The organism is Kribbella sp. VKM Ac-2569 (genome assembly GCF_004216905.1).
Lineage (GTDB): Bacteria > Actinomycetota > Actinomycetes > Propionibacteriales > Kribbellaceae > Kribbella.
In genome coordinates, this window is record NZ_SGXJ01000005.1 from 183,164 (window position 1) to 196,605 (window position 13,442).

Consider the following 13,442-nt stretch of genomic DNA (forward strand, 5'->3'; position numbering starts at 1 on the left):
AGATACCGGTATCAAATCCATACCGTGAGATCCGATCCTACGAGAGGGAGTGACGACAGTGGAACGGACGACAGTGGAACGGACGACAGTGGAACGGATCCTGGTCATCGGCGGTGCACGGGCGCTGGGGGCGGCAGTCTCGCGGCGTGCGGTGAAGGACGGGTACGAGGTGGTGATCGGTGCACGTGATCTGGCTGCCGCCGAGGCGCACGCTGCCGAGATCGGCGCGACCGCGGTCCGCATCGATCTGCAGGACGAGACGACGATCGCGGCCACGGCCGGACGGCTCGCGGACGGGATCGACCACATCGTGTCGACCGGCTCGGCGCCGCACGATGTTCGGGCTGTTGAATTGGATCACGACAAGCTGATGGCCGCGTTCACGGCGAAGGTGATCGGACCGATGCTGGTCGCCAAGCACTTCGCGCCGGTGCTGCGGCCGAACGGATCGATCGTGTTGTTCTCCGGGGTCGTCGGGTGGCGGCCGGGGCCGGGCTCGCTGGTCAAGGGAGTGACCAACGGTGCGGTCGAGTACGTCGCTCGCCACCTCGCGGCAGACCTCTCCCCGATACGGGTCAACGCCATCTCGCCCGGGGTCGTCGACTCGGGTGCCTGGGACCGGTTGGGCGACAGCAAGGCCGGCTTGCTGAGCAAGAGTGCCGCTGGGACGCTGGTCGGACGGTACGGCGAGTCCGACGACGTCGTCGACACGGTGATGTGGCTACTTCGCGCGGGCTTCATCTCCGGCGAGACAGTCCACCTCGAGGGCGGCGCCCGCCACAAGACCTCCTGATGGCACGCGAGCCCGTCAGTTGCTGAGCACCCCGCGGAGGCGGTCGATGTAGGGGGCTCGTTGTTCGGGGGTGGCGGGGGTCTCCAGATGGCGGGTGTTGTAGAGGTTGTCGTTGGGATAGCGGGGGAAGACGTGGACGTGGTAGTGCCAGGCGTCCTGGTAGCCGGCGGGTTCGTTGTGTTGGCGGGTGGAGATTCCTTCGCAGTTGTAGGTGCTGCGGATGGCGATGGCGATTTCGCGGACGACGTCGTGGACGGCGTGGCCGGATTCGGGAGTCAGGTCGTACAGGTTCTCGTGGTGGGCGGTCGGGACCACGAGAACGTGGCCCTTGTTGTTGGGCCACCAGCGGGAGGCTACGAAGGCGAGTGCGTGCTCACGGCGCAGCACGATGTCGTGCTGCGCCGTGAGGTGGTCCCCGCCGCCGGCGGCCAGTCGGCAGAACGGGCAGTCGTAGCCGTCGGGTGCGTGGTTGAACATGCTCAGCGTGGTACCACAAACGTGATGTAGGTGGAGTTTCCCTTGCCTGCCACACCTGAGTTCGGGCCCAAAAAAACCTGCCCGGCGGGTACGTCGCGTTTGAAGAGGACCAGGCGCTGGTCCGTCGTACCGACTGTCTCACCAGTGCGAGTGAACGAGGACAGCCACGACGGCCACCACACGCTCTCGCCGCGCGGGTCGAAGGCGACGTACACGGTCGCCGGCCGGGTCAAACTCAACGTCAGGTAGTCGGGCGGTGTGGTTGCCTTGGAGTCGTCGTTGGAGCCCTGTACCAAGGCCTGACCGTTCAACGCCCCAGGCAGCTCAGTGACTGTGTAGCTGCGATCCACGTAGATCGGTGCACCGACCTGAGCCTTGACCAGGTTGCTCAGCTTCTCCGGCGCCTGCACCGACACCAGGTCGCTCAGCAGCGGCGGCTCGCTCCGCGTGATGCCTAGCACCCGGTTGCCGACCGTCTTGACCTCAGACGCCGGCTGACCGGTCAGCGGGGCGAAGGTGAAGGACGACAGCGGTACGGCGACGCGCTCGAGCGTGTACGACCCACCAAGAGCCGTCGGCAGCGTGACGACGTCGGCGCTGGTTCCACCGACGACAACCTGTCCGTGAGAGTCGACCACGCGGACCTGCTGGCCTGGCCACGGGTTGCGCAGCTTCAGCGTGTCGCGACTGCCGGCCTGGATGCCGACCACGTTCGGTACGCCGTCGTGCACCTCGGTGCTGATCCGGTGCCCGCCCTCGATCTGCACAGACCCTGAGACGTCCCAGTCACGCGGCCACGCCGGCGCGACCTGCACAGTCCCGCCGTACGACTGGACCAAGGCCTCCTGCAGGCCGGTGGTGAGTACGCCGCCCCACTCGTTGTAGAAGCTGCGGTTCCGGACTGCTTCCTGGCCGGTGCGGTGCACGGTGAAGCCGTTCGGGTAGATCTGGAAGTCCGCGATCCCCTTCAGCAGCAGGCGCTTCACCTCGTCCGAGAGCCCGAGCCGGGCGGCCCAGGTGGAGTCCATGCCCCAGTCCTTGTCCTGTGGATACACCCGTTGCCGGTACGTCGCCTGCATCAGCTTGGACGTCTCGTCGAACACGCCCCACGGCCAGAGCGCCTCCATCTCCGGGTTCTGCGTGTTGTGCGACTCCTCGTCGGTACCGGACCACGCCAGCACCTCTTCGCCGCCACGCTGCACGGTCCGGAACGGCGGCAGCTTGCTCACCGCGTCCCGCAACTGCTTGGCCAACGCTGTATCTCCTTGCGCCGTCGCCAGGTTGGCAACGAGCGGGAAGATGACCCGCATCGCCGCCACGTCCGGCACCGGGTCGGTGGTGTCCCACTGCACCTCCAGAGCGTTCACATGCTCGAGGTGCAGGTAGCCGTCGGCACCGGTGGTCATGGCTGACAGGTAGAAGCGCGCCACGTCCCGCATCAGCGGGTAGCTCCGGTTCAGCAGGGCCGTGTCGCTGGTGTACCGGTACTGCTGCCAGATGTTGTTCACCAGCTCCGGCCCACTGGTCAGGATCCGCCGTGTCCAGCTGGGCTCCTGCATGTTGTCGCAGCCGTCGCCAGTGCCGTCGTACCGCATGAACTCCGGCAGGCAGAGTCCCTCGCCGCCGATCCAGTGGGTTCGCGTCCACTCGCGCATCAGCTCGGCGCGGTCCAAGTAGAACTTGAAGTACGGCGAGTTGAGCTCACCGATGCCCGCACCGAGGTTCGCGGACACCAGCATCCGCAGGTTGAAGTGCCAGTACGAGTCCTGCGCCCAGTCCGCCTGGTCTCCCGAGGACGAGAACATCCGTACCACCGCACCATGTGTGCTCGGTACGTCGCCGCGCATCGACGCGGCCATCGTGTACAGCTGCAGCGTCCGCAGGTTCTCGACGTACTCACCGGACCCGTCAGCCGACGTGATCCGCATCGGCGCCGCCTTGTCCCAGAACGCGTGCCACCACTCGAGGTGGTGACTGGGCGACTCGACCACGGCACGTCGCGCAGCTGACCGCAGTTCTCCACCGCGGTACGACGGTACGCCGACCACGAGCCGGAAACTGCCGTCCGCCCGAGGCCGGAACGTCAGCCGCACCGTCAGCGGGTCCACCACCGACGCGGTGACGCCCTGGGCCTGTGCCGTCAGCGCAGCAACCGCACCGGTGATGCTGCCGGACGCCTCGTCGTGGAACGTCTCCGCGAGCGCAGCAATGCCATCGGCGGCACTGACCGCCGGCGTACGACCGGCCCACAACTTCAGGTCAGCGGTCTGCACCTGCGAAGGATCCGCACCAGTCACCTCCAGAACGAACTGGTCGGAGTCAGCACGCACATAGGAGCGCGCAGTAAGACCGCCCCCGCTCTGCACGACCTGACCGTCGTACAGCGCCAACCGCCCGCTGTAGTCGTCAGCACGCATCAGAGAGTCCAGACCGGGTACGACGAGGCGCCCGGCCGACTTGAGGTCCGGGAACGTGTCCACGCGGTTGAGCTGAGCGCTGTAACCCTTCTCGGCCCACACCGAAGCACCGAGGACACCGTTCCCCAGCGGCATCGCCTGGTACGAGCGCCACGCAGGGCCCTCCTGGACGAGGTCGGACCGCGACACCAGCCCTGCAGTGTCGCCCTGCAGCGCACCGTCATGCCAGGCGGTCTTCCCCTGCTCAGCAGGCGTACTGCTGGCAGCTGGGACAGAGGCGGCGCCCACAGTGAGCAGCGCGGCCAGCAACGGCAGTGTCAGCCGAAGACCAGTCATGCGCGCACCTCGACGAAGTAGTCGACGCCGGGGCGGGTGCGGAACTCGACCACGCCGTCCTCCGGGCGGGCGAACGCCACCGGGCCGATGGACGACCTGACATCCACCAAAGCGCCGGTCCGCAGCCGCAGCCGGTTGCCGAGCAGCGACCGAACCGTTGCCTTGGTCAACTTCCCGCCGGACCACGAGAACTCCAGGTCGAAGCCGCCGCGGGCACGCATGCCCCGCACGCTCCCGGCCGGGAACGCCGTCGGCAGGCACGGGAGCAGCGCGACCTCGCCGGAGTGGCTCTGCATGATCATCTCGGTGATCCCGGAGACGCCGCCGAAGTTCCCGTCGATCTGGAACGGTGGGTGCAGGTCGAACATGTTCGGCGCGGTACGACCCGGAGCCAGCAGCTGGGTCAGGTGCTTGTACGCGTTGTCCGGCTCGAGCAGCCGGGCGCGGAGGTTGAGCTTCCACGCCAGCGACCAGCCGGCGGTGACAGCCGGACCGCGCAGTTCCAGCGATTTGCGGGCCGCGTCGGCGAGTTCCGGCGTACTGCGTGGCGTCACCTGGTCGCTCGGGAAGACGGCCCACAGGTGTGAGACATGTCGACTCGACTCCAGCGCGGCCTCCTCCCAGTCGATCAGCCACTCCTGGATCTGGCCGAGGTACCCGATCTGGATCGGTGCCAGCTTCGACCGTGCGTCCGCGGCGGCCGCGGCCATCACGCTGTCGACACCAAGCACCGCAGTCGCTTGCCCGAACACCTTGAACAGGTCGTGCAGGATCTCGGTGTCCATGGTCGGTCCTGCGCACATGCTCACGCCGACGTTGTCGTAGTCGTGGTGCTTGACCTCGGGGGAGTGCGACGGGCTGGTCACCAGCCACCCCGTCTTCGCGTCGGTCTGCAGTTGGTCGAGGAAGAACTCCACAGAGCCACGCAGGACCGGGTAGTACTTCCGCAGCATCTCCAGGTCGCCGGTGTACTCGTACCGCTCCCAGAACAGCAGCGACAGCCACGCACCGCCCGTCGGCCAGACCCCGTAGTACGCGAAGTCGACCGGTGCGGTCCCGCGCCACCCGTCCGTGTTGTGGTGCGCTACCCAGCCCGGTGCGTCGTACATCGTGGCCGCAGTACGCGCGCCGGACTCGGACAGCTCGCTGATCATCTGGAACATCGGGTCCCAGCACTCCGCCAGGTTGGCCGGTCCGGCCGGCCAGTAGTTCATCTCGGCGTTGATGTTCAGCGTGAACTTGGACTGCCACTCGGGCAGCATCTTGTAGCTCCAGATGCCCTGCAGGTTCGCGGGCTGGCCCGGGGTGCGGGAGCTGGAGATCAGCAGGTACCGGCCGAACTGGTAGTACAGCGCGGCCAGCTGCGGGTCGCCGCCGTTGCGGAACGCCATGACTCGCTGGTCGGTCGGCAGCGCGATCGAGTCCGACGTACCGAGGTCCAGATCGAGGCGGCCGAAGAGCCGTTGGTAGTCCTCAACGTGCTGGTGCCGCAGTGCGCCGTACGACGGGCGTCCGACCGCGGTCAGCGGTGCTACGGCGCGAGCGACCTGGTCCGCGCCGACGTCTAGGTAGTTGCGGTAGCTGGTGCCGACCGAGAACAGCAGCGTGACCTCGTCCGCGCCGGCGACCGAGAGTTTGCCGTCAGCAACCGTCGTACTGCCGCCCTCGGTGAAGGCGCGGAGCAGCGCGCAGAACTTGACCGAACCGGTCAACCCCTCGGCGTCACCGCTGATCCCGTTGAGCGCCAGCGTCTGCTTGTCGTACGCCGCAGGTGTCGCGGCCTGCTCCGTGCTGTACGTCGCGTCGAACGTGAGCGCACCGCGCTGGCTGGCCGTCAGACGCATCACCAGCACCTGCGCGGGATGGCTGACGAACACCTCCCGCGTGTAGCGCACGCCCGCGTGCTCGTAGCTGACCGACGTGATCGCCGTGGTCAGGTCGAGCTCCCGCCGGTACGCCGTCACCGCGGTCGCGTCGATGCCCGGAAAGGCCAGCGAAAGGTAGCCGACCGGCTGGTACTGCATCTGCTCGTGCGGTAGTCCCATGAAGTGCTCGTCGGCGAGGTTCTGCGCGTCGAGGTACTTCTCCTCGGCGATCAGCCGCCGGATCTCCGGGAGGACGTCCTTGCCGACCGGGTCGTCGTACTGGTGTGGACCGCCGGCCCAGATCGAGTCCTCGTTCAGCTGCAGCTGCTCGGTCGCGGTGCCGCCGTACACCATGGCGCCGAGGCGGCCGTTGCCGATAGCAAGTGCCTGGAGCCACTCGGTGGCGGGCTGGGTGTACCAGAGCTTGAGCGGGTTGGTGTCGCTGCCGGGCGGTGAGTCGACGGCGCCGGCGGTCAGGGGGTTGGTGAGCGAGCCGGCGACGACTGCGGTGCCGGCTGCGGCGCCGGCGGTCCGTAGGACCTGGCGGCGGGTGTACTCGGTCATGGGGCGGTCTCCCTGGAGCGGTAGATGCGCTGGGCGGTGCCACGGAACACGTCGTTGTGCGTGGCAGGTGGCAGCAGTGCGGTGGTACGGCGGATCACCTCGGCGCGGGTGGCGGCCAGCGTGCACACGGGCCAGTCCGAGCCGAACAGCAACCGTTCACTGCCGAAGAGTTCGAGGGCGACGTCGACCAGTGCACCGAGGTCGTCGGTCGCGAGATGGGCGGTGCCGGAGAGCTTGACGGTCACGTTCGGGCACTCGGCGAGTGCCTGCATCCCGGACCGCCACTCGGCAGTCGCAGCTGTCGGATTGCCGAGGTGGTCGAGCACGAGACGGGCGTCCGGTACGGCGGAAGCCAGCCGGGCGGCGCCGATCAGGGCGGAGGGGCGGAGCAGGAGGTCGATAGCGAGGCCGGCGTCGGCGGCGGCCCGCACGCCCCGCAGATGCGCGGGAGCTGTCAGCAGATCGGGATCGGTCTGGTCGACCGGTGGACTGCGCACGCCGACAAGAAGCGGGTCGTCGGGTAGGCGGTCCGGGAAATCGAGGAGGTCGAACCAGCCGACCACACCAAGCACAGCCGGGTTCTGCTGAGCCACCGCCAGCAGGTCGTCCACCTCAGCTGGGTCGGCATCGGCCTGCACCAGCACAAGGTCAGGCAGGTCGGCGAGGTCGGAGAGGGTGAAGTTGCGGCGGAGGGGGTGGTCGGGGGCCAGCCAGGGGAGGCGGCGGCGGGGCAGGTCCCAGACGTGGATGTGGGCGTCAATCATGGTGTCCGGCCGGTCTGGTGATGGAGCTTTCGCCGCGGGCGTGGGCGGCGAACAGGCGGGCGGAGTCCTCGGGGTCGGTGCCGGCGAGCACCTCGATCAGGTCCAGGTGGCGGCGTGCCATCAGGCCCCAGTCGCCCGCATACATCGCGTTCGACACCACCTGCAGGCTCCACAGCGCCGGCTCGAGGGTCCGCCACACGCGCAGCAGCATCGAGTTGCCGCTGGTCGCCAGCACCTGCCGGTGGAACCGCAGGTCAGCCTCGCGGAACGCGCCGATGTCGTGGTGGCCGGCCGCCTCGATCATCCGCTGCACCTCGATCCGGAGCAGGTCGAGCTCCTCCGGCGGCGCGTGGCCGGTCGCCCGGCGCGCGGCCGCGGACTCGAGCAGTACGCGGACCTCCCGCGCCTCCCGGGCCTCGACCTGCGAGATCTCGGTGACGAAGTTCCCCAGCCGCGGCCGGTACGTGACGAGCCCTTCGTGCGCCAGCCGCCGTACCGCTTCCCGGGCCGGGGTCTGGCTGGTGCCGAGCACCCGGGCGATCTCGGACTCGACCACGCGCATCCCGGGTGCCAGCTCGCCGGACAGGATCCAGCCGCGGATCGCCTCGTGCACGCGGTCGGACAGCAACTCTGGGTCACTGGGCGGCGGCGGAGCGGGATGGCTGGGCGCCACACTCAGTCCAGCACCGGAGCGGTAGTGCTGGACCTCCTCCCGGCGCCGCCGCGAGACCGTCGACTGCGAGACGCCGTACGCCGCCGCCAGTTCGCGGGTTGAGGGGCGTTGTCCGGAATCGGCCATCGATGTTGTCGCAACGGCACCTAATTGCACCCGGTCGACCATCCGCGGTCGTCCGCTGCGCATCCCGTCGTCGAGACCGGCCATGCCCATCCGGAGGAACCTCCGGCGCCACTTGCCGACCGTGCCCGGGGTGACCTCGAGCAGGTCCGCGACCGCCTTGTTCGAGCGTCCCTCGGCGCTGGCCAGCACGATCCGGGCCCGCAGCCGCATCGCGTCACTGGTCCGCGGGGCGGCCGCGAGCTGGCTGAGCGCGGTCCGCTCGGCCACCGACAGTGTCAGCGGCGACTTCGGTCTTCCGGCATCGGGCATGGCTGCATGGTGACCCGGTTCACAGCGTTCTGCCAACCCCATATGGCGCGGACTTCTGACTCAGAACGTCCACTTTGCCGTTTAAACGTTGACACTTGAGCGTCGCGCTCTGCATCGTCACTCGATAACGACGCCCGGCCGCCCCCGACGCCGGGACGATCCGAGGAGGACCCGGAAATGGCTCGTTCGGTACGCAAACCAGGGCGCAAGCTCGGCCTGCTGACATCCGTTGTGATCCTGGTGGGCGCGGCGGGCTGCGGTGGCGGCTTCAGTGACGACAAGGGTGCTGCTGGTGACAGCACCGGCGAAGTGCGGATGCTGGTCAACATCACCCCCAACCTGACCAAGAGTTACTGGGAGGGCCTGGTCAAGCCCTTCGAGGACGCCAACCCTGGTGTCGACGTGAAGATCGAGGCGCCGACCGGTTCGGGTGTGAAGGACACGCTGCCGCAGCTGCTCGCGGCCGGCAACGCGCCGGATGTCGTCGAGACGCTGATGGCCGACAAGGTGCTGGCGCCGCAGATGCTCGACCTGACCGACCAGGCGTGGACCAAGGACACCCCGCTCGTCGAGCAGGCCTCGCTCGACGGCAAGGTGTACACGGTTGGTGTCGGCCAGCAGGCGCAGTCGCTGGTGTTCTACAACAAGGACGCCTTCATCAAGGCCGGCATCAGCGCCCCGCCGAAGGACCTAGACGAGCTGACCGCGGCCATGGGCAAGCTCAAGGCAGCCGGCTACCTGCCGCTGCAGACCGCCGGCGACTACGTGACGGGTCTGCAGCTGCTGCAGCTCAGCGACCCGTCGATCGCCACCAAGTACCCGGACTGGTACCAGCAGATCAGCTCCAAGCAGGCCAAGGTCGGCGAGACGATGCTGCCGCTGCTGGAGCGCTACGAGTCCTGGATCAAGAACGGGTACGTCGACAAGAACGCGCTCGGTCTGAAGGACGTCGGCGCGCAGACCAACTTCCTGTCCGGCAAGGCCGGTATGTACATCATGGGCAGCTGGTTCGTCCGGACCGCCGACGACGCGAAGCCGAAGTTCGACCTCGGCGTGTTCGCGGCGCCGACCGAAGCGGGTCAGCCGTCGCCGGGTCCGCAGGGTGTCACGATGGCCGCGCCGTACATGGTGCTGAAGTCGACCAAGCAGCGGGACCTCTCGGTGAAGCTGGTGCAGTGGCTGGTCACGGACAAGACCGCCGTCCAGAGCCAGCTCGCGCAGGACGGCAACTTCCGCAAGGGCTACACCGACAAGCTGTCGCCGCTCGGTAAGCAGGTGCAGGACATCCTCGACCAGGCGCCGAAGCAGGTCGCCCAGGGTGAGGGATACGGCGCCAACACGCTGCCGCAGGGCTTCAACGGCGAATGGAACAAGGCGGTCCAGAGCCTCTACACGGGGAAGAGTGCGAAGGCCGTCGCTACCCGCATCGACAGCTGGATGGGCTCGAAGTCGTGAGAGCCCGTCTGACGACCCTCAGTATGGTCGGCCCGGCGCTGGTGCTGTTCGTCGTCATGCTGGTCGTCCCGGTCTGTCTGTCGCTCTACCTCAGCCTGACCGACTGGGACGGCTACAGCGCGAACCCGGCGTTCGTCGGCCTGAAGAACTACGTCAGCCTGACGCACAGCGCCGAGGCGATCCGGGCGGGCTGGGTGACGCTGCTGATCGCGGCTGTCGGCACTGTCCTGCTCAGCGTGTTCGGGCTCGGGTTCGCCCTGCTGGTGAACGGTGCGTCCCGGCTGAACGCGTTCTTCCGCATCGTGCTGTTCTACCCGCACGTGCTGAGCGCATTGGTCGTCGGCTTCCTGTGGAGCGCAGTGCTCGGTACGTCGGGTGTCGTCAACGGCTGGCTCACGTCGAAGGGCGCCGAGGTACTGCCGTTCCTCTCCGACCCGAAGTGGGCTCTCGCGAGTCTGATCGCCGTACTGGTCTGGGCCGGGTTCGGTGTGAACGTAGTGCTCTACCTGGCCGGGCTGCAGACGGTCTCGAAGGACCTGCTGGAGGCGGCGCACATTGACGGTGCATCGAAGCGGCAGACGTTCTTCAACGTCACGCTGCCCGCACTGGCACCCGTGGTGACGGTCAACCTCGTGCTGTCGCTCGTGACGCTGCTCAAGACGTACGACCTCGTGGTGTCGCTGACAGGAGGTGGCCCGGCCGGGTCCACCCAAACCGCGGCGTACCTGATCCTGTGGGACTCGTTCCACAACAACGCGCTCGGGTTCGGCTCGGCGCAGAGCGTCGTACTGATGCTCATCACCGCAGGTCTCGCTCTGACCGTCGCTCGGCTGCGAGCGCGTGCTGACCGAGGGGTGCAGGGATGAGCGCGCTCCGGATGCCACGGGTGGCGAGCGTGCAGTTCAAACCGTTCAAAGCAAAAGGCTGGGGGCGGATCGCGTTCCTGGTCGTGACCAGCGTGCTGATGCTGGTGCCGATGTACCTGCTGATCATCAGCGCGTTCAAGTCGCAGCAGGACATCCTGCAGCACCCGTTCTCACTCTCGCCCGACCAGCTGACCATGGAGTACCTGCGGAAGGCCGCGACGAACCCAGACTTCAACATCCTCAAGGGGTACGCCGTCACGATCCTGTTCGTGGTGTCGGTGAACGTGCTGTCCGTCGCCCTGGCCGGCCCGGTGTCGTACGTGATCGCGCGGCGCAGCGAACGCCGGTACCGGATGCTCCTGCTGCTGTTCGTGGCCGGGACGTTCATCCCCAGCCAGGTGCTGGTGATCCCGGTCGTCTACACGCTGAAGTTCCTCGGGCTGATGGGCACCATCCCCGGGTTCGTGCTCTTCGAGACCACGCTGACGCTGCCGTTCTCGATCTTCCTGTACGCCGGCTACATCATGACGATCCCGGCCAGCCTGGACGAGGCAGCCGCGGTCGACGGGGCCGGTAAACACCGGGTGTTCTGGTCGATCGTGTTCCCGCTGATGAAACCGGCCGTGGTGACGATGGTCATCCTGAACACCTTCTCGGTGTGGAACGACTTCGTGAACCCGCAGATCATCCTCGGACCGGGCAGCGGTCTCTACACCGTGACGACCGGCGTGTACGCCGCGGTGAGCCAGTACTCCACCGACTACACGGTGGTGTTCCCGACGCTGCTGCTCGCAGTGGCTCCGTTGCTGGTGGTCTTCGTGCTGCTCCAGCGGCACGTGATCAGCGGCCTGACCGCGGGAGCGACCAAGGGATGACCACCACAACCATTCTTGCCGAGACTCCGATCGGCGCGCCGCCCGCCTGGGCGATCATGCAGCGCCGCCTGTTCGACGTGATGGACGAGGGCTGGTGGCTGTTCCGCGAACGCTACTGCCTCCCCGACGGCAGCCTGCGGTACGCCGGTCCGGTGCAGAGCCGCGACGGTGCGGACGACTTCTACGAGGCGTTCGTGAACTGGCCGGTGCTCTACCAGCTCGGTGGTGCGGACGACCTGATCGACGTGTCGAAGTGGCACTGGGAAGGCGTCACCCGGCAGCTCACCGACCTGGGGTTCCTGGTCGACGAGTTCGAGCGCGGGTACGACTGGTTCCACATCGGCGAGTCGATGATCTTCTTCTACTCGCTGTGCGCGGCCGACCCGACGGACGAGGTGTTCCGGGAGCGCGCGTACCGGTTCGCCGAGCTGTATCTGCCGGGATCGCCGGCGGCCAACTACGACCCGGCGACCCGGACGATCCGCGCGCCGCACAACGGCGCCGGCGGTCCGCGGTGGGGCATCAACGACGAGTGGCGGACGTTCGGCGCGAACCAGGAGCGGATGCGGATCTTCGGGCTGCCGCTGTCCGGCGTACCTGGGATCAGCGGTTGGGACGACCTGAAGGACCCGGCGAACGCGGACCTGATGGGTGCGGAGATGATCCGCCGACTCGGTGCTGGTGACACCGCAGTCAACCTGGCCGCGACGACGCTGACTGCCAACGCCTGGCTGTACGACCACAGCGACCGGTTCGCCGCGTGGACGCTGGAGTACCTGGACGCGTGGGAGGAGCGGGCCAAGGCGAACGGCGGCCTGCTGCCCGACAACGTCGGCCCGAACGGCATCGTCGGTGAGCTCCACGACGGCCGCTGGTACGGCGGCAAGTACGGCTGGAACTGGCCGCACGGTGTGTACAGCGTCGGCTCGGCCGCCTGCGTCGCGGCGTTGAACGGCGTCGTACTCACAGGCGACTCGAAGCGGCTGGACTTCGCTCGGCAGCTGCTGGACCACCTGTACGACCGTGGCGTCAGCGGTGCGGTCGACGAGACCGATATGAGCATCCGGGACCGGTGGCAGGCCGAGCTCGGGGACGACTGCGCCAACCCGACCCTGCTGATCCCGAACCGGCACAGCGACGACGGGTGGTTCGACTACCAGCCACCACAGTTGGGACTGCCGATGTGGTTGTGGCAGGCATCCTTCGAGTCGGGTGACCGCGACCGGTTGAGCAAACTGCGTGAGCTCAGCGGCTACGACTGGCGTACGGTCCGCGACTTCCGCAACAAGGAGGACGCCGGCCACGAGGCACCCTGGCTCGCCTACCTGGCCGGAGACAACCCCGGCTATCCGGAGGCAATGCTGGGCGTCGCACTGTCGCAGGTCCAGCGCCGCATGGACCTGATGGCCGTCGACACCGTCGACCCGGCCGAAATGAACATCCACCACTGGCAACGGCACAACCCGGTCGCCACCGAGGCACTGCTGCAGCTGACCACAGGTACGCCGCAACTGCTCTACAACGGCGGTCTACTGCCACTGCGAGTGCTCTATCTGGACGCGGACCGCGGCCGTCCCGGTCTACCACCTGACGTCGCCGCACTGGTCGACACAGTGGAGCCGGAGCGGACCGGTCTGCAGCTGGTCAACCTGTCCGCGACCCAGACGCGCCGCGTGATCGTTCAGGCCGGGAGCTTCGGCACGGACCGGATCGACGAGGCCACGGTGTCCACCGCCACAGGTGAGTACCCCGGCCCGTCACCGGCGTACACCTCGACCCCACCAACACCTGGAAGCCGGACGGTCGTTGTCGGCGGCAACAGGCTTGAAGTGACGATGCCGCCTGGCCGAACGATCCGGCTGGACCTTCGGCTGACCAGAAACACCTACCGCGCCGCACATCTGGCGCTTGACTGAGGAGAC

At 67.6% G+C, this 13,442-nt stretch carries 10 protein-coding genes; 5 read left to right on the forward strand and 5 right to left on the reverse strand.

What is annotated here, in order from left to right; translation table 11 throughout:
• The first annotated feature begins 58 nt into the window (after positions 1-58).
• Entirely contained in the window at positions 59-793 is a 735-nt protein-coding gene (locus tag EV649_RS31830; RefSeq protein ID WP_241998924.1) for an SDR family oxidoreductase, read from the forward strand.
• A 15-nt stretch (positions 794-808) separates the two neighbouring features.
• Here the strand turns inward: EV649_RS31830 and EV649_RS31835 are convergent, their stop codons facing one another.
• The 5 genes from EV649_RS31835 to EV649_RS31855 are packed head-to-tail and all read right to left on the reverse strand — an operon-like array spanning position 809 to position 8,324.
• Positions 809-1,270 carry an HIT family protein gene (locus EV649_RS31835; protein ID WP_130387359.1) on the reverse strand — a complete coding sequence of 154 codons (462 nt, stop codon included), beginning with the start codon at positions 1,268-1,270 and terminating at the stop codon, positions 809-811.
• A gap of 2 nt (positions 1,271-1,272) precedes the next feature.
• Positions 1,273-4,023 carry a hypothetical protein gene (locus tag EV649_RS31840; protein WP_130387360.1) on the reverse strand — a complete coding sequence of 917 codons (2,751 nt, stop codon included), beginning with the start codon at positions 4,021-4,023 and terminating at the stop codon, positions 1,273-1,275.
• Positions 4,020-6,452 (reverse strand): glycoside hydrolase family 95 protein, encoded by a 2,433-nt coding sequence (locus EV649_RS31845; protein WP_130387361.1) that lies wholly within the window; start codon positions 6,450-6,452, stop codon positions 4,020-4,022. The genes EV649_RS31840 and EV649_RS31845 overlap by 4 nt, the downstream gene beginning before the upstream one ends.
• Positions 6,449-7,216 carry an amidohydrolase family protein gene (locus EV649_RS31850; RefSeq protein WP_130387362.1) on the reverse strand — a complete coding sequence of 256 codons (768 nt, stop codon included), beginning with the start codon at positions 7,214-7,216 and terminating at the stop codon, positions 6,449-6,451. Before EV649_RS31850 ends, EV649_RS31845 begins: the two co-directional genes overlap by 4 nt.
• Complete coding sequence (locus EV649_RS31855) at positions 7,209-8,324, reverse strand: FCD domain-containing protein (protein ID WP_198682806.1); 1,116 nt, start codon at positions 8,322-8,324, stop codon at positions 7,209-7,211. The genes EV649_RS31850 and EV649_RS31855 overlap by 8 nt, the downstream gene beginning before the upstream one ends.
• Positions 8,325-8,501: 177 nt before the next feature.
• Here EV649_RS31855 and EV649_RS31860 point away from each other — a divergent pair, with 177 nt between their 5' ends.
• The 4 genes from EV649_RS31860 to EV649_RS31875 are packed head-to-tail and all read left to right on the forward strand — an operon-like array spanning position 8,502 to position 13,436.
• The gene (locus EV649_RS31860; protein ID WP_130387364.1) at positions 8,502-9,779 is read left to right on the forward strand and encodes an extracellular solute-binding protein; all 1,278 of its coding nucleotides are present in this window, start codon (positions 8,502-8,504) and stop codon (positions 9,777-9,779) included.
• Positions 9,776-10,645 carry a sugar ABC transporter permease gene (locus EV649_RS31865; protein WP_198682807.1) on the forward strand — a complete coding sequence of 290 codons (870 nt, stop codon included), beginning with the start codon at positions 9,776-9,778 and terminating at the stop codon, positions 10,643-10,645. Before EV649_RS31860 ends, EV649_RS31865 begins: the two co-directional genes overlap by 4 nt.
• Positions 10,642-11,520: a carbohydrate ABC transporter permease gene (locus tag EV649_RS31870; protein ID WP_130387365.1), complete on the forward strand. Its 879-nt coding sequence runs from the start codon at positions 10,642-10,644 to the stop codon at positions 11,518-11,520. The genes EV649_RS31865 and EV649_RS31870 overlap by 4 nt, the downstream gene beginning before the upstream one ends.
• Positions 11,517-13,436: a hypothetical protein gene (locus EV649_RS31875; RefSeq protein ID WP_130387366.1), complete on the forward strand. Its 1,920-nt coding sequence runs from the start codon at positions 11,517-11,519 to the stop codon at positions 13,434-13,436. Before EV649_RS31870 ends, EV649_RS31875 begins: the two co-directional genes overlap by 4 nt.
• Positions 13,437-13,442 lie beyond the last annotated feature (6 nt).